Source organism: Rhizobium sp. TH2 (assembly GCF_024707525.1).
Taxonomy (GTDB): domain Bacteria; phylum Pseudomonadota; class Alphaproteobacteria; order Rhizobiales; family Rhizobiaceae; genus Rhizobium_E.
This window is the reverse complement of the sequence record NZ_CP062231.1, coordinates 3800170-3816678: the sequence shown is the minus strand read 5'-3', so window position 1 is coordinate 3816678 and position 16509 is coordinate 3800170. Positions and strand designations below refer to the sequence as shown.

General features: G+C 55.4%; 20 protein-coding genes and 1 tRNA gene. 16 read left to right on the top strand and 5 right to left on the bottom strand.

Annotation, left to right across the window (positions count from 1 at the left end):
- The first annotated feature begins 157 nt into the window (after positions 1 to 157).
- From IHQ71_RS18875 to IHQ71_RS18815, 13 genes are all read left to right on the top strand, one after another.
- The gene (locus IHQ71_RS18875; protein ID WP_374989882.1) at positions 158 to 1159 is read left to right on the top strand and encodes a Gfo/Idh/MocA family protein; all 1002 of its coding nucleotides are present in this window, start codon (positions 158 to 160) and stop codon (positions 1157 to 1159) included.
- A gap of 4 nt (positions 1160 to 1163) precedes the next feature.
- Positions 1164 to 2066 (top strand): sugar phosphate isomerase/epimerase, encoded by a 903-nt coding sequence (locus IHQ71_RS18870; RefSeq protein ID WP_258157981.1) that lies wholly within the window; start codon positions 1164 to 1166, stop codon positions 2064 to 2066.
- Positions 2067 to 2136: 70 nt separating this feature from the next.
- A complete protein-coding gene (locus tag IHQ71_RS18865) occupies positions 2137 to 3369 on the top strand; it encodes a sugar ABC transporter substrate-binding protein (protein WP_258157980.1) in 1233 nt (410 codons plus the stop codon).
- A gap of 122 nt (positions 3370 to 3491) precedes the next feature.
- The gene (locus IHQ71_RS18860) at positions 3492 to 4394 is read left to right on the top strand and encodes a carbohydrate ABC transporter permease (RefSeq protein ID WP_258157979.1); all 903 of its coding nucleotides are present in this window, start codon (positions 3492 to 3494) and stop codon (positions 4392 to 4394) included.
- Positions 4391 to 5218: a carbohydrate ABC transporter permease gene (locus IHQ71_RS18855; protein ID WP_258157978.1), complete on the top strand. Its 828-nt coding sequence runs from the start codon at positions 4391 to 4393 to the stop codon at positions 5216 to 5218. Before IHQ71_RS18860 ends, IHQ71_RS18855 begins: the two co-directional genes overlap by 4 nt.
- A complete protein-coding gene (locus IHQ71_RS18850) occupies positions 5215 to 6279 on the top strand; it encodes an ABC transporter ATP-binding protein (RefSeq protein ID WP_258157977.1) in 1065 nt (354 codons plus the stop codon). The genes IHQ71_RS18855 and IHQ71_RS18850 overlap by 4 nt, the downstream gene beginning before the upstream one ends.
- Before the next feature lie 138 nt (positions 6280 to 6417).
- Complete coding sequence (locus tag IHQ71_RS18845) at positions 6418 to 7200, top strand: ThuA domain-containing protein (RefSeq protein WP_258157976.1); 783 nt, start codon at positions 6418 to 6420, stop codon at positions 7198 to 7200.
- Positions 7201 to 7221: 21 nt separating this feature from the next.
- Complete coding sequence (locus IHQ71_RS18840; RefSeq protein ID WP_258157975.1) at positions 7222 to 8265, top strand: Gfo/Idh/MocA family protein; 1044 nt, start codon at positions 7222 to 7224, stop codon at positions 8263 to 8265.
- Positions 8266 to 8360: 95 nt separating this feature from the next.
- Positions 8361 to 10055 (top strand): B12-binding domain-containing radical SAM protein, encoded by a 1695-nt coding sequence (locus IHQ71_RS18835; protein WP_258157974.1) that lies wholly within the window; start codon positions 8361 to 8363, stop codon positions 10053 to 10055.
- Between the two features lie 100 nt (positions 10056 to 10155).
- Positions 10156 to 10232: transfer RNA gene (locus IHQ71_RS18830), tRNA-Arg, on the top strand.
- Between the two features lie 278 nt (positions 10233 to 10510).
- Positions 10511 to 11161: a DUF6538 domain-containing protein gene (locus IHQ71_RS18825; RefSeq protein WP_258157973.1), complete on the top strand. Its 651-nt coding sequence runs from the start codon at positions 10511 to 10513 to the stop codon at positions 11159 to 11161.
- Positions 11086 to 11811, top strand: a complete 726-nt coding sequence (locus IHQ71_RS18820; RefSeq protein ID WP_258157972.1) for a hypothetical protein — start codon at positions 11086 to 11088, stop codon at positions 11809 to 11811. The genes IHQ71_RS18825 and IHQ71_RS18820 overlap by 76 nt, the downstream gene beginning before the upstream one ends.
- A 1148-nt stretch (positions 11812 to 12959) precedes the next feature.
- Positions 12960 to 13313, top strand: a complete 354-nt coding sequence (locus IHQ71_RS18815) for a WYL domain-containing protein (protein WP_258157971.1) — start codon at positions 12960 to 12962, stop codon at positions 13311 to 13313.
- 143 nt (positions 13314 to 13456) lie between these two features.
- Here IHQ71_RS18815 and IHQ71_RS18810 read toward each other — a convergent pair whose 3' ends face one another.
- The 4 genes from IHQ71_RS18810 to IHQ71_RS18795 form a co-directional block, all read right to left on the bottom strand.
- Positions 13457 to 13804 (bottom strand): CPCC family cysteine-rich protein, encoded by a 348-nt coding sequence (locus tag IHQ71_RS18810; RefSeq protein ID WP_258157970.1) that lies wholly within the window; start codon positions 13802 to 13804, stop codon positions 13457 to 13459.
- A 69-nt stretch (positions 13805 to 13873) separates the two neighbouring features.
- On the bottom strand, positions 13874 to 14323 hold the full coding sequence (locus tag IHQ71_RS18805; protein WP_258157969.1) for a TspO/MBR family protein: 450 nt from the start codon (positions 14321 to 14323) through the stop codon (positions 13874 to 13876).
- Between the two features lie 61 nt (positions 14324 to 14384).
- Positions 14385 to 14576 carry a hypothetical protein gene (locus tag IHQ71_RS18800; RefSeq protein ID WP_258157968.1) on the bottom strand — a complete coding sequence of 64 codons (192 nt, stop codon included), beginning with the start codon at positions 14574 to 14576 and terminating at the stop codon, positions 14385 to 14387.
- Between the two features lie 158 nt (positions 14577 to 14734).
- Positions 14735 to 14971, bottom strand: a complete 237-nt coding sequence (locus tag IHQ71_RS18795; RefSeq protein ID WP_258157967.1) for a hypothetical protein — start codon at positions 14969 to 14971, stop codon at positions 14735 to 14737.
- A gap of 133 nt (positions 14972 to 15104) precedes the next feature.
- Between IHQ71_RS18795 and IHQ71_RS18790 the strand changes: the two genes are divergently transcribed.
- Both IHQ71_RS18790 and IHQ71_RS18785 read left to right on the top strand, forming a co-directional pair.
- Complete coding sequence (locus tag IHQ71_RS18790) at positions 15105 to 15257, top strand: hypothetical protein (RefSeq protein ID WP_258157966.1); 153 nt, start codon at positions 15105 to 15107, stop codon at positions 15255 to 15257.
- A 56-nt stretch (positions 15258 to 15313) separates the two neighbouring features.
- Positions 15314 to 15505 carry a hypothetical protein gene (locus IHQ71_RS18785; protein ID WP_258157965.1) on the top strand — a complete coding sequence of 64 codons (192 nt, stop codon included), beginning with the start codon at positions 15314 to 15316 and terminating at the stop codon, positions 15503 to 15505.
- A gap of 9 nt (positions 15506 to 15514) precedes the next feature.
- On the opposite strand, the gene IHQ71_RS18780 is transcribed toward IHQ71_RS18785, so the two are convergent.
- Positions 15515 to 15760, bottom strand: coding sequence for a hypothetical protein (locus IHQ71_RS18780; RefSeq protein ID WP_258157964.1), 246 nt, complete (start codon positions 15758 to 15760; stop codon positions 15515 to 15517).
- Between the two features lie 204 nt (positions 15761 to 15964).
- Here IHQ71_RS18780 and IHQ71_RS18775 point away from each other — a divergent pair, with 204 nt between their 5' ends.
- A complete protein-coding gene (locus IHQ71_RS18775) occupies positions 15965 to 16186 on the top strand; it encodes a hypothetical protein (protein WP_258157963.1) in 222 nt (73 codons plus the stop codon).
- Positions 16187 to 16509 lie beyond the last annotated feature (323 nt).

The following is a 16509-nucleotide window of genomic DNA, read 5'->3' as shown; positions in this document are numbered from 1 at the left end:
CTCTTCCTCAAATTACCTGATCCTTAAATTCGTCTATTGACATAGATAACACATTCCGCCTAGTATCGTAAACGTTTACGGAAGATGTTTTCCGGGCTGGCACAACCAAGGGAGGGGTCCTGTGCAGAGAACTGCTGTTATTTGCGGCTGCGGGTCCATGGCCAAAGGCTGGCTGAAGGCGATAGCCACAAACGAGAACCTTTCAGATCGCGCGAAGATTATCGGGTTGGTCGATCTCGATGTTGAGACCGCGCGCAAGCTCGCCGAAGAATGCAGTCTGGGCGACGTGCCGCTTTTCACCGATCTCGATGCCGCGCTCACCCAACTCAAGCCTGATCTGCTGTTCGACATCGTCATACCCGTTGCGCGCCGCGCCGTGGTCGAGGCGGGATTGCGTCATGGCTGCCACGTGCTGTCCGAAAAGCCGATGGCGAATTCCATCGAGGACGCACGCCATCTCATTGCCAAGGCCAGCGAAGCCGGCCGTATCCACGCCGTCGTCCAGAACCGCCGCTATATCCCGGGCATCCGCCGTCTGCGCGCCTTCATCGAAAGCGGCGCGATCGGTGAGCTTACCGGCCTGCATGCGGATTTCTTCATCGGTGCTCATTTCGGTGGTTTCCGCGAGGACATGGACAATGTCCTGCTGCTCGACATGGCGATCCACACATTCGACGCCGCACGCTTCGTGTCGGGCAAGGTCCCGGAGGCTGTCTATTGCCATGAGACCAATCCGGCGGGATCTTGGTACCGGACCGGCGCATCGGCCTTCGCGATTTTCGAGATGAGCGACGATGTGCGCTTCACATATCGCGGCTCGTGGTGCGCCGAGGGCGCCAATACGAGCTGGGAAAGCCAGTGGCGCATCACCGGCACCAAGGGCACGGTGATGTGGGACGGCAAGGATTTGTTCGATGCGCACCGCGTGGCGTCCGACGACGGCTTCCTTCGCGAGCAGGAGGAAATTTCCGTGTCCGGGACCGTAAACGTTTCCGAAACCGAAGGGCATGCCAGCGTGATCGCGGCTTTCCTCGATGGAATCGACAACGGCACCGCGCCCGAGACGCGAGCCGAAGACAATATCCGCAGCCTGGCCATGGTGATGGGAGCGATCGAAAGCGCCCGCACCGGCCAGCGTGTCATGATCAGGGAAGGATGAAGACGTGAGCGATCCGGCAAAGAAGATCCGTGTTGGCACCATGGTGCGCGGCAATGGAGGCAAGGCGGCGGAGCGTATCGGCCAGATCGCCGATATGGGTTTCGAGAGCTTCGAGCCGTTCTTCTGGCAGACGACGAATGGCCAGGATCTCGCCGAACTCGGCAAGCGTTGCGTCGATGCCATCGGCAATCGCGACATCACCATTTCGACGCTCGGCATGTTCGGCAATCCGCTCGAGGAAACGACGATCGATCTCGATACGCTGCAGGGCTGGAAGGATTGCATCGACAATGCGCATCATTTCGGCGCGACCTGCGTCGCCGGCTTCACCGGCCGCATCCGCGGCAAGGTGCTGACCGACAGCCTGCCGCGCTACAAGCAGGTCTGGACCGATTTGGCCAAACGCGCCGAAGACAAGGGCGTCAAGATCGCCTTCGAAAACTGCGCCATGGATGGCAACTGGCAGACCGGCGACTGGAACATCGCTCACAACCCGGATGCGTGGGAACTGATGTTCAACGAGACGCCGTTCGACAATATCGGGCTCGAATGGGAGCCCTGCCACCAGATGGTCTATCTGATCGAACCGATCCCGCAGATCCGCAAATGGGTGTCGAAGATTTTCCATGTCCACGGCAAGGACGCCACAATTCGCTGGGATGTGATCAAGGAACACGGGATCTTCGGCAAGGAGAAATTCGTCTTCATGCGGACGCCGGGCTTCGGTGACACCAATTGGACGGACGTGATTTCCGAACTCCGGCTCGCCGGCTGGTCCGGCTCCATCGACATCGAAGGCTGGCACGATCCGGTCTATCGCGATGCGCTTGAAATGACCGGCCAGGTCCATGCGCTCAACTATCTCAAGAATTGCCGGGGCGGGGATTTCGTGACCGACCCGCAATGAGGAATGCCCCGGCCGCCTGCCAGAGGAGGGCGCGGCCGGGTTTTTTGAACCAACCCCAGTGGAGGAAGACATGAGCATCAGGAAATTCTTCATCGCGGGCGCGCTTGCGCTGGCATCCGTTTCCGCCGTCGGGCTTTCCGCCAAGGCGGAAGACGTCAAGATCACCGTCTGGGCGCTCGACCGCGACATCCAGCCGGCGCCCAATCTCGTCAAGCAGTTCAACGACCTCAAGAACGGCATCACGGTGGAATTCCGCCAGATCCAGTTCGACGACGTGGTGAGCGAGGCGATGCGCGCCTTTTCGACCGGTCAGGCACCCGATATCATCGCCGTCGACAATCCCGAACATGCGCTCTTCTCGTCGCGCGGCGCCTTTCTCGACCTGACCGACAGGATCAAGGCTTCGCAGGTCATCAAGCCGGAGAATTATTTCCCCGGGCCGCTGAAATCCGTGATGTGGGACGACAAGTATTTCGGCGTGCCGAAGGCCACCAACACGATCGCGCTCTACTACAACAAGGATATGTACAAGGCGGCCGGCCTCGATCCGAACAGCCCGCCCGAGACATGGGACCAATTGGTCGAATATGCCCGCAAGCTGACCGATCCGTCGAAGAACGTCTATGGTCTGGCGTTCTCGGCGAAAGCAAGCGAAGAGGGCACGTTCCAGTTCCTGCCCTGGGCCCAGATGGCCGGTGGTAGCTATGAGAAGATCAACGCTCCGGGTGCTGTCAAGGCGCTCGAAGTGTGGAAGACCGTCATGGACGAGAAGCTTGCTTCGCCGGATTCGCTGACACGCGGCCAATGGGATTCGACCGGCACGTTCAATTCGGGCAACGCCGCCATGGCGATCTCGGGTCCCTGGGAACTCGACCGCATGATGGACGAGGCGAAGTTCGACTGGGGCGTGGCGCTGCTGCCGGTGCCCGAGCCGGGCGCGGCGCGCTCGTCGGCGATGGGCGATTTCAACTGGGCGATCTTCTCCAATACCCAGCATCCGGATGAGGCCTTCAAGGTGCTGGAATATTTCGTCAGCCAGGACAGCACGATGTTCGAGAAGTTCGGCCAGTTGCCGGCGCGCTCCGACATCACCATTCCGGCGACCGGCAAGAAGCTCAAGGACGACGCACTCAAGGTCTTCCTCGAACAGCTGAAATATGCCCAGCCGCGCGGTCCGCATCCGGCCTGGCCGAAGATCTCCAAGGCGATCCAGGATGCCATCCAGGGCGCGCTGACCGGCCAGATGAGCGCCAAGGATGCGCTCGACCAGGCGGCGGAGAAGATCTCCGCGGTGCTCGGCTGACCTGTATGATCCACACGGCCGGGGGATAGCCTCCGGCCTACAGCTCCTCCCGAAGGGCCGTCCGTTTGCTTCCAGTGGCGGGCGGCCTGGGAGAGGCACACTCAAGGCGCGGGTGGCTTCCCATGAAGAGAATCCTATCGAGCATCACGGACGGACGCGGCTTCGATATCGGCCTCGTGGCCTTTCCGCTCGGCTTCCTGTTTTTGATGTCCGGCCTGCCGCTGATCTACAATGTGGTGATGAGCTTCCAAGAAGTGGACATGTTCTCGCTGGGCACGTTTGCGCGGCCCTTCGTCGGCTTCAAGAACTACGTGACGCTTTTTTCGCAGCGCGAGACATGGCCGATCCTCGGCAATACCGCGCTCTTCGTCATATCCTCGATCGCCGGCCAGTTCATGATCGGCTTCGGGCTTGCGCTGTTCTTCTGGAACGGTTTTCCCGGTTCGAGCTGGATGCGCGGCCTCTTTCTCGTGTCCTGGGTCATGCCCGGTCTCGTCGTCGGTGCGATCTGGAACTGGATCCTGTCGGGCGACTTCGGCGTGCTCAATTATTTCCTGCGCGAAACCGGCATCATATCGGGCAACATCTTCTGGCGCTCCGACCCGAACTACTCTCTCTGGGCGGTGATCATCGCCAACATCTGGCTCGGCACCTCCTTCAACATGATCCTGCTGTCGGTCGGCCTGTCGGGCATTCCCAAAGACCTCTACGAGGCGGCCGAACTCGATGGCGCGACGGTGTGGCAGCGGTTCTGGACCATCACTTTGCCGATGATGCGCTCGACGATCGGGGCCATCATCTCGCTCGGCCTGATCTTCACGCTGCAGCAGTTCGATCTCTTCGCGGCGATCACCTCGGGCGGGCCGAATAATTCGTCCAATGTCACGCAATACTGGGCTTGGGATCTGTCATTCCGGCAATATGATTTCGCCCAAGGCGCGACGATCTCCGTCATCATGATCATATTCGTGATGATCGCCTCGGTCATCTATGTGCGCTCGACGCGCCAGGAGATACGAGGATGAGCGAGACCTTCAAGAACCGCCTGATGCTGGCGATCGCCATCCTGCTGGCGGCGATCTATCTCTTCCCGCTCTACTGGATGTATGTGACGACGCTGAAAAGCGGCTCGGCGATGTTCGCCACGCCGCCCAGCTTCTGGCCGTCGGACCCGCAATGGGGCATTTTCGGCGCGGTCTGGGAGAGCCGCCAGGTCGGCCGCTATATGTGGAATTCGCTGCTGATCGCGTCGGGCTCGGTGCTGCTGATCGCGGTTCTGGGAACCGGCTGCGCCTATGTGCTGGCGCGCTATCGCAACGGCTGGATCGACATCGGCCTGTTTCTCATATTGATGCTGCAGGTCTTGCCTGCGTCATTGATGATCACGCCGATCTTCGTCGGTTACTCGCAGATTGGCATTCTGGAATATCCGAGACTCGCCGTCATCATCGCGATCGCGGCCAAAAGCATGCCGTTCTTCGTGGTGCTGGTGCGCGCGACCTTCATGAGCGTGCCGATCGAACTCGAAGAAGCCGCACTGGTCGACGGCAATTCCCGCTTCGGCGCCTTCTTCCATATCGCGCTGCCATTGGCGCGAAACGGCATCCTGGTTTCGGCGATCCTGATCTTTATGCAGGCCTTTGGCGAGTTCGTCTATTCGAAGTCGATCATCCAGGCGATCGAATACCAGCCGGCCAGCGTGGGGCTCAATTCCTTCATGGGTCCCAATACGAATGAATGGAACAACATCATGGCGTTTGCCACCATGTATGTGACGCCGATCCTAGCCATCTTCATCCTTCTGCAGCGCCGGATCGTCTCCGGCCTCACATCGGGAGCGCTCAAATGACCGCCCAGATCGAACTGATCAACGTCAACAAGCATTATGGCGCCTACCACGCGCTGAGGGATATCCATCTCTCCATTCCCAAGGGCCGTTTCGTGGCCCTGGTCGGGCCATCCGGATGCGGGAAATCCACGCTGCTCCGGTCGCTTGCGGGGCTAGAAAAGATCACCAGCGGCTCGATGACGATCGCCGGCGAAGAGATGACCAACATGCCGCCGCGCAAGCGCGACATCGCCATGGTCTTCCAGTCCTATGCGCTTTATCCGCATATGACGGTCGAGGAAAACCTCACTTATTCACTGCGCATGCGCGGGGTCGCCAAGCCCGAGGCCAAGAAGAAGGCCGAGGACGTGGCGGGCATCACCGGGCTGACGGGCTTGCTTGCCCGCTACCCGCGCCAACTCTCGGGCGGTCAGCGTCAGCGCGTCGCCATGGGGCGCGCCATCATCCGTAACCCACAAGCCTTCCTGTTCGACGAGCCGCTGTCCAATCTCGATGCCGCGCTGCGTGTATCGATGCGCAAGGAAATCCGCTCCCTGCATGACCGGCTGGGCGCGACCTCGGTCTATGTCACGCATGACCAGATCGAGGCGATGACCATGGCCGACCATGTTGTGGTCATGCGCGACGGCGTCATCGAGCAACAGGGCGCGCCGCTCGAACTCTACGACCGTCCGGCGAACAGGTTCGTGGCCGGATTCATCGGTTCGCCGGCGATGAACTTCGTCGATGGCGTCGGGGTTGGTGGCGATATGGTTGAGCTTGAGATCGTCGGCAAGCCGAAGATCGCAGCAGGGCAGGAGGTAGGCGCCGGGCGCAAGGTCGTGACCGGCTTGCGCCCCGAGCATCTCACGGTCGTCCACCAGGGCGAGGGCGGTTTTGAACTGCCGGTGACGATGATCGAATCGACGGGATCGCTGACCTATATCGTGATGGGAAATGACCCCGAACTGACGCTGGTCGAACAGGGCCGCGAACGGGTGAGGCCAGGCGACAAGCTGCGTGTCGAAATCCGTTCCGACCTTGTGCATCTGTTCGATCCCGAGACCGGAAAGCGGATCTGAACGAACATTTTCACGCGTCAACGGTTTTCCTCAAAGAGGAGGCCTTGCGAGTCGGCTGGCAAGGTTTTATTGTATCAAAAATTGAAAGCGCTTTCAAATTCTCGGAGGCGTTTCAGCAAAGACAGCAGGAGACAGGACATGGCCATCCGGACAGTGGTTTGGGGTGAGAATATCCACGAGCGCATAAACGCGGTGGTCGCCGAGATCTATCCCAAGGGGATGCACACGACGATTGCCGATGCGCTTAACACCGACAGTGCGATTTCCGCCACCACGGCGACGCTTGAGCAAGACGAGCATGGCCTGCCGCAGGCGCGGCTCGATGAGACCGATGTGTTGATCTGGTGGGGCCATAAGGACCACGGCGCAGTCAATGACGAGATCGTCGAGCGCGTTGCCAAGCGCGTCTGGGAAGGCATGGGCCTGATCGTGCTGCATTCCGGGCATTTCTCGAAGATATTCAAGCGGCTGATGGGCACGCCCTGTGACCTGAAGTGGCGCGAGGCCGGTGAGCGCGAGCGAATCTGGGTCACCAATCCCGGCCATCCGATTGCCCAGGGCCTCGGCGACGGTTTCGCGATCGAAAATGAGGAAATGTATGGCGAGCACTTCGATGTGCCTGAGCCGCTCGAAACCGTGTTCATCTCCTGGTTCCAGGGCGGTGAAGTGTTCCGCTCCGGCCTGACCTACCGCCGTGGCAACGGCAACGTCTTCTATTTCCGTCCCGGCCACGAGACTTATCCGACCTATCACCAGGCGCCGGTGCAGCATGTGCTGCGCAACGCGGTGAAATGGGCCTACAACGCCAACAATCGCAACACGGCTGTTCATTACGGGAACGTGCCTGTCGAGAAGGCGCCGGAGCCAATCACCGAGCGTGGCCCCAAGCTGCATGCGCCGGGTGAGGAAGGCTACAAGTGAGCCAGGGAGCGGAGAGCTGACATGCGCCTTCTCGTTCTTGGCACCGGCGGCATGGCCAACAACCATGCCGAAAACTTCAAATATATCCAGGACGTGGAGATGGTCGCGGCCGTCGATGTCGATCCCGCGCGCGCGGCAATGTTTGCCGAAAAGCACGGCATCGGCCGCACCTTCACCTCACTCGACGACGCGATCGCGTGGGGCGAGTTCGACGCGGTGACCAATGTCACGCCCGACCGCGCGCATTATCCCACCACGATGCGTCTCATCGAAGCCGGCAAGCATCAGTTCTGCGAGAAGCCGCTCGCCGAGACCTATGCCCAGGCGATGGAAATGACCGAGGCCGCCGAAGCCGCCGGCCTCATCAACATGGTCAATCTCACCTATCGCAATGTCGCTCCGCTACAGCGGGCGCGCGAAATGGTGCGCTCGGGCGATATCGGCTTCGTCAAGCATGTCGAGGCCTCCTATCTGCAGAGTTGGCTTGTCTCCAAGCAATGGGGCGACTGGCGCACCGAGAGCCAGTGGCTGTGGCGGCTCTCCACCGCTCACGGTTCGAACGGCGTGCTGGGCGATATCGGCATCCACATCCTCGATTTCGCATCCTACGGTGCAGGCCTGGAGATCGGCCACATCTTCGGCCGGCTGAAAACCTACGACAAGGCCGACGGCGGCAAGATCGGCGAATATACGCTCGACGCCAATGACAGCTTCGTCATGTCGGTGGATTATTCCAATGGCGCACTGGGCGTGATCCACGCCACGCGCTGGGCCGCCGGGCACTACAACGACCTGCGCCTCAGGATCTATGGCGACAAGGGCGGCATCGAGGTGCAGCACACGCCGAAGGGCTCGGCGCTGCGCGCCTGTATCGGCGAGGACGCCGAGAACGCTGAATGGGACGAGATCGACGCCGGCACAGTGCCGACCAACTACATGCGCTTTGCCGACGCGGTGAAATCAGGCGTCAACGGCGAACCGGATTTCCGCCATGCGGCCACGCTGCAAAAGGCGCTCGACCTCGCGTTCCTCACCGACAAGGAGCGCCGGGAGATGGCGCTTTAAGTGGCTGCGGCCAGCCTCGCTAAAGCTCGATTTGCGAACCTTGCCCCGGTTTTGCCCTCCCACCTCGTGCCGGGAGCGGCCGGGGACGTTTCGATATGAAAAAAGTGCTGTTTGTGATCCCGCCCTATTTCAACGCGGCCGACTATCTCGACAAGTCGCGCGCATCCGTCCTGCCGGCCTTCACCATTCCATACGGCATCCTATCGATGGAGGCCTATCTCACGCGCTACTGCACCAATCTCGATGAAATCCGGCTCGTTGACTTCAACCTCACCCTCAAGCGGCTGGTCGAGGAACGTTCCGTCGAGAATTACGAGCAGGTGTTCAATGCCGAACTGGTTGAGATATTGAAGGAATTCCAGCCCGATATCGTCGGCATCTCGGCGCTGTTCAATTCGTCCTTCGGCTATATCCAGTCGCTCGCCAAGGCGGTCAAGGACTTCGACCCCAACATGCTGACGATCGGTGGCGGCGGCCTGCCGTCTGCGGCCTTCAAGCTGATGCTGGAAAAGTGCCCCGATCTCGATGCCATCTGCAAGGGCGAGGGCGAATTGCCGCTCAAGGAACTGATCGATTCCGACGATCCGGAAACCGTGATCCGGACCCATCGCTCCTGGGTCAATCGGGAATCCGCGGATAAGGGCAAGCAACCGGGCCATAGCTTCATCGACAATCTCGATGATATCCCCGAGATGAACTATGGCATGGTCGATCTCAACGATTACAACAACCGCGGTATCGACAAGCGCTATGTCGATATGCCGAAGCGCGAAATGGCGATCCACACCTCGCGCGGCTGTCCCTTCCTCTGCGTCTTCTGTTCCAATCCGTCGCTGCATGGCCGCGATGTGCGTTTCATGACCATCGAACGGATCATCAAGGATGTGATCCGCATGCGCGACGAGTTCGGCATGACGGTGCTGCTGGTCGAGGACGACCATTTCTTCCACGACAAGGAGCGCGCGAAGACGCTGCTGCGGGAGCTCGCCTTGCTTGGTATCCGGCTCGAATTCCCCAATGGCGTGGCTGTTTATGCGATCGACGAGGAGGTCGCCGACCTTTTCGCCAAGGCCGGCGTTTCGGCCGTGGCGCTTGCCGTCGAATCCGGTTCCGACCATGTACTCAACAACATCATCAAGAAGCCGCTGAAGAAGAAGCTGATCCGACCCGCCGTCGAGGCGCTGCGCAAGTTCAATGTCCGCAGCCACGTCTTCATCGTCACCGGCCTGCCCGGCGAGCAGGACGAGCACCGGGCCGAGACGCTTGAGATGCTGATCGAGAACGGCTTCGACTGGGTGCATGTCTATCTGGCGATCCCGATCTTCGGCAGCCGGCTCTACGATATCTGCGTCGAGAACGGCTATATCGAGAATACCGACAACGACAATTTCGTGGCGACCAAATCGGTCATCCGCGCCCCCGGCGTCGATCCGGTCAAACTGGAAGCCTACGCCTACGAGGCGCAGCTGCGCGTCAACTTCATCGAAAACTACAATATGAAGATCGGCAATTACGGCGTCGCGGTCCACTATATGAAGAACGTGGTGTCGAAATATCCCGACCATGCCTTCGGCCACCTCTACATGTCGCGCTGCTACCAGGGCATGGGCGAGCTGGAACTGGCGCAGGAACACGCCGCCACCGCGATTGAAATCTTCGAGCGCGATCAATGGTGGCGTGATCTCGCGGCGCGCTACGACGTCGATATTCCGTCGCTTCTATCGTTCCATCTGAGGCAGGCGGCACCGATCCAGATCGAAGCGATGCCGCTTCTCGGCGCCTCGGCCTGAAGGCTTTCGCGTGATGCCAATTAGGCATTGAAGAACGCCCGCGAACAGGCTATGAGACCGATACCGGCAAGGTGGAATCTCCTGAAATTTCCACCTCGAAGCACCCGTAGCTCAGCTGGATAGAGTGTTGGATTCCGATTCCAAAGGTCACAGGTTCGAATCCTGTCGGGTGCGCCACTACTTTCAATTTTCCGTAATATATACAACGGTTTATCCGGTTTTCGGGCTTGGCCTGTAACGAAAACTGTTACAAACGACGTTTAGGAGCGGGAAATTTTCAAATTTCTTTATAAATATAGTTAGAGTCTATTTCGGCGATATGCAAAAATTTCTAAAATTATTACTTGACTAATATATTTAAATATTGTAGATTTTGAGAGTATAGACGATTTTACGCTTGACAATTACGCGAACGCGCGCATCCTAAGTGCATCGTTACGGCACTGGATGAAGCAATGAAGACGCATTTTTTGTTTTTGCGCGGAAGCGTGTACTATTTCCGGCGGCCAATTCCCCGGCACCTTCAACACATCTTTAATAGGAAGGAAGTCGTGGTTTCGCTTCGAACGCGTGACCACAACGTGGCACTTGAACGATACGTCGTCGAGTACAACAAGGTCAGTGTCCAAATTCGGGTGATCGAAAGCGGCGGTCGCATATCTGTCGGAACCGGATATACCGCCGATGTTCTTCGATCTGGTTTCGATCTTCGCCAGATCAATGCAAGCGCTATCGAAACTGACCCGGTCGATAACGTCTTTTCGATTTTTGCGCACAACGGCGAACGCGTAAGCGAATGGCCAACTGTTCTAAAGTCACAAGTCGATGCATTGGCATCAACGATCAAGGCAACTTTAACTTGGGTTGAATTGTTCTCGCGCTTCAAAAAACTGGATCGCGATCACTTTCGGCAAAGCACGATCAACGCGCTAAGAACAAGCGATATACTCCCAAACAGAACGCGATTGACACATTCGTTTCGATTTTTCCCGATCTTACCAATGTTCTCGCGATCTCGCGCCAGCATGCCTTGGAATTCAAAGATCGTCTCTTTGACATGGTGGAAGCTGGCGATCTCCATGCCGACACGGCCAACAAGAAATTGATCCACGTTCGCACTGTGATTTCGAAGGTATTTGGAGCGGATTTCCCGGAAGAAAAAAACCCATTTGATAGCGTGTCGATCAAGGTTCACGGGGTTGGAAAGCGCAAACCGTTCACGCCGGACGAGATAGCGAAAATCGAGCGGCACTTCGAGCAATCGGACGCATCCGATGAACTGAAAGCCTTGAATTATATCGCAATGAATACCGGCTCACATCAAAAAGAGCTTGTCTTCTTGACAAAGAACGACATCAATTTGGCATCGCCAATCCCCTTTATCCGGATTGCAGACAACGAATTTCGTGATCGGGTCAAAAGCGGCGGCGCTCGCCATCGTGATATTCCCTTGATTGGCAAAGCCTTGGAGTGGATGAAGCGTTTTCCGGAAGGATTTCCAACCTATCAAAGGTCTGGCGGCTCTGATGCCCTTTCCGCCGCAAGCAATAAGCATCTAAGGCCGCTCACGGGGAAAACCTTCTATGGATATCGCCATCGTATAGCCGACGTTCTTCGGAATTCCGGATGCAATGACAGTCTGAAGGATTCCATCATGGGCCATACGACGCCCGGCATCGGAAGCCATTATGGCGAAGGCTATAGCTTGGAGAAAAAGCGGGACGCATTGATGAATGCATTGGGGTTCACGAAATGAACAAGGATTTTACGCGCTTGATATCGGATGCGGACTATCGCCGAACTGTTTTCGAGAATTCCGACCGTGTGATAGCGATGCTTCGTGATCACGGGTATTTCGAAGCCTTGAAGGGCTATCGCCGCCTTCGAAATCGGATCGAAAACGAGTTGCGGCTGTATGGCATCGAAACCGAAAAATAGCGCATGGTTCGCCAGAAAATACTGGTCTTTTCATCCTTTTTGTGCTATGTTTCTGGACGATGAAGATTGCGAAAAAATTTCCATTTCGCGGTTCATCGATCTCCAAAACAGATAAATAATAATGATTGGCTGGCATCCGTGCCGTCGCCGAAAACCTATTGTGTTCTCGCAAAACGCGATCAAATACACCCGGCAAAAAAGTTTGAAATTCTTGCTGATTTTGGGGTTTTGTCTCTGCAAATTTGCATAAATAAAATCATATCGGCCCCTGCAAGGGCCATCCACATTTAAGACTTGGTGCGGTTTAGTTCGGCACTCGGATGTTTCGTGAACAGAGCGAACGACGGATATGGGCGCGGTGGCGCTCGCATGAAAAGGCATTCACGCGAATGCCGAACAATCTGAAGCAATCCAGTGCTTGAAGGCATTCAAACAACTGGATTGTTACGAGAAGGCTCTGATAGAAATTTTGCAACCTTCAAACGTCTGGAAGTCGGGAATTTGGCCATAGACGTTGCGTTTACTTAACCAGATCGTCAAAGGAGATAGCGTAACCGCCCTTCCTTCGAAAGAAGTTGATCTAAATTCCTATGTTTGACGGTCGTTATACACAAGCGACGAAGACATGGCTTTGCTGGTTAGCAAAACTATGTCTTCAGATCGAAACCACAATAATTAATTAGTTATTTGATTATGCCTTCGCTTCGCGAAGTGTCTTACGACAGTAGCTATATTGTCTATCGTTGATTCCAAAAGACATTATTCAACTTGTTACCGAACGAAGTTCGCGTTCGGGAAGCGAAGCGACCCGAATGACATAGCTAATCCTTCAAATTCCCTATAATGTAGAAAGTAAAATAATTGAATCCATTTGAATCAACTGGCGAAAGCCGGAAAGCACTTGAAACCTCGAATCCTGAAGACCCGATATTCCAACCATTTTTGGATGCAATAGAAGACTCCCGAATGATCGAAATTCTCTATTCGGACGACACCCAAATTCGAATTCTTTCGGTTCACATCATACGAATTGGCGAGAATGGCGAAATCTCATTTGAAGGCATTCAAAATCACAGTACTTCGAAATCTCCAGATGACGGGGTATGGAAAACTTTTCGGCTTGATCGTGTCAAATCCATCCGTGTTTTGGAAGATAGATTTGTTCCCGACGCGGAATTTGATCCAACCGTATCGCGCTATTCGAAGGGCATGATTGCACACGTCCCGGTTTTCGAAAACCCAGACCCAAACCCTTTGGGCAACGGATTTTTTCCGATAACGAATGAGATCGACGGGGAGAAACGCCTGTCGTTTTACTGATTTTGCAGCGACACTTCGCGCCGGACGTTCATCGTCTCGAAAATCAAATCGCTCGAATTGACGAACGAATTTTTCGTGCCACTCGATACCCTCAAAGCCGATGAACCAGCCTATGCGACTGGCATAATCTGTTGCGTGCCGCCTTAGCGGTCGTACCAACCCTCAATGAGTTCGGCCACTCGACCTTTGTCGAGCGTCTCCGGATTTTCGAGAACCGATTTGACATATTCCAGCAACCTGATGCGACCGGCACTCGGAAACTCGACTTGGGAAATAGCCCTTCCATCATCATACATATGCAGATGGTCGGCAAAATTTTCTCGCGCTCTGGTTAGCGAGTAATCCTCATTCGGCCCATGCCAAACTTCATCGGCATGCGGATCATCTTGGCTATCGTCTTCCCAAAAACAAACGACACAAACATCGAATGCGTTTCGCCACTCTAAGGTCGGTAGCTTGCAACAAGGGCAAGGATGAAGTTCTTCGTGCATACAATTCTGTCTTCGTTTGCCGGGCAAATGCGTTTTACATTTTCGGCGTTTCCGGTTCAATGAACGCGGTCAATTTGCGAAAGCAATCCAACCATTCAGAACAGTCGCGAATGCTACCCAAGCTGCATATGGTAGGAAGCACCAACGCGCCTTGTCGTCCCTCGCTAATAGAAGGAACGCGATAATGCTGATTAGCAATAAGACGATGATTGCCAAGGCCGCGAACGGCATCTGAAGCCCGAAAAATACTGGCGACCACGCCCAATTCAACGCCATTTGTGCAAACCAGACGCGGCCTGACCAGCCGGACAATCCTTCAATCATCATGACCCGCCATCCGGCTATGGCGATTAGGACATAAATTAGCGTCCATGCCGGGGCGAATAGCCAATTGGGCGGGTTGAATGGCGGCTTTTCAAGTGACTGGTACCAAGTGCCGGGCGCTGTCGAATACCCAATCAACAACCCGACCGATACGACGACAATGATGAAACAAGCAAGGGAAAGGAATTTGTTCATGCCGGTGATACGCGGAAACCCCGATTAGGGTTCATCAACCTTCAGCACGTCGCGCGACAATTCAGAATAAACGACCGAAGATAATCGCTTCCGCCGCCCTTGCGTGCAATTCCTTCATTTTTTGGATTGCACATTCTGGAGCCAACGCGGCATCCTGATCGCCCGACCTATCTATCTTGGCGCGGTCATGGAACCTCTGGATTACATCGTCTTGAAACCGGAACCTTCCTTCCCGCGCGTTGTTCGTTTTCATTGCCATAATCCCGTTACCCTCAATGAGCATGTCATAGAGACGTTTACGGTTGGCGCTTCAAATTAGTTTTGTCGCGGAGACAATTTATAATTTTTGGCGGATATCGAATAGATGTCTTAGCCGATATCCGGGTTTGATTATCCAAGTGTCGACGACAATCAACCAAAATACCATTCCCGACCATGCGTGCCAGCCTTCGGGTTCTCCGGGTCTTGATTTTCGGTTTCTATAACTTTCTGGTCTTCAACGACTTCGCCAAGCGCTTCCAAGGCTTCTTCGGTGCCGTAACCTTCGTCATTCGCCTTGGCAATTAACTCGGAAACCTGATCATCCAACTTGGCCTTCAGAGCATCTTGTCTGTCGGCTTGACCAGCGGGCTTCAATTTCTGTGTCATGACGCAACTCCTTTGCAGGATAAGTGCCATTCATGGCGGATGTTCCGTCGTCGCGAGTTACCAATGCAACATACGCAAAAATGAAATCGTGAGATTTTATCCCATGTCGAATTGGCCGACGAAGGAACATGTCATGTGCAACAATGAAGCCGATCGCTATGAAATCATGTTCGATCCGGTAGCAAAGACGGCTATCGTGCTACGCGGCCAACGCTACACATTTCTCGCCGGGCCGTTCAAAAACTATGAGGAAGCGCGCCGCGCCGCTATGGCTCTTTCGGATTGATCGTCCACGGAACTCCATTGGCACGGCTGAATTATTGGCCGAATGGAGTGTCACCAATGAAAATTCCGCGTCATCATATCGGTCAGCCAGAGCGCCAAGAAGAACTGGAAGCCCAATTAGAAAAGATGATGACCGACATGGTCATCGAAGCTTCAGACGCTGGTTATGAGTTGGATGAAATTTCGGCGGCGATGAAGAACGTGAGAGATTTCACCCGGAATTTCCGGCGGCGTGACCTCACCGAGTAGCGTGTTGTGTCACCTGACCGGCCAAGCCATCAAGTCATGCGTTTTTGACCATTTGATAATCGCGGCATTTTCGCCAACCAGCCTCAAACTGTCTTCATCTATCGTGCCACTTTGAACGCATCGAACGAGAAATTTGGCGAGTGCTTGTTCGTTTTCGTGCGTTCTTTCGAATGAACCCTTGGACAATATTGCCTTGAATACGCGTTGCAACATTTGAACTTCTTGGAGATTTAGGACCAGATTGCGGTTCGTCATGCATCGTTGCTCATTTTACGAGCGCACCATTGGTGTGCAAACGACCGTCATCGAAGTGCGCGACTAAAATTGGGCGGCACCGTTCCGAACTCAGCCACTTCATCGTTGGATACAACGCCATGCGCGAAGCCTATTCTTCCAAGTGTTTTCACCGGGGCGTTCCAGTTTAGCTTTCGCGTGTTCGCAAAGTGACACGTGAACCCGATGATCATCGACACGGAGTCCGGCTTTATCTATTCCGCTCGCGTTGGACATCCAACCCGTGGATATCAAGACCAGCGGAATGGCGGCGATGATAAAAATTTTGCGCATTTTTTTGTATCCCGTTGCGCTGTCAAACGGATTGGAATCGACAATGTTCCGGCGGCATGGAAATATGGTTTATGGTTGTATTTCAACAAGATAATACAAAAGCGGGTTGAGTGAAGGGATAACAATCTGTTAGGCGGTGGCCTCGCGACCCGGAAGGAAAAGGCACATCGCAAATTGGCATCGATAAGCAACTGTTAAGCGCACATTAGGCTTGTTACACGCCAAGTGTTGAAGCGCCCCATCTTCCATGTTTCCGTACCGCATGGAAAAATTCGGCACTTTCTCTAATCCAAATATCCAGCCGCGTGCCGATGGATATTAAGACCGATTCAACCGTGATCGTGAGAAAACAAAGCCAATCGCAATTCACAAGTCGTCATGGCCGTACCGGCTTGCGCGTGTCAAAGGTGTCGTGGGATCGACCGTCGCTATAGTCG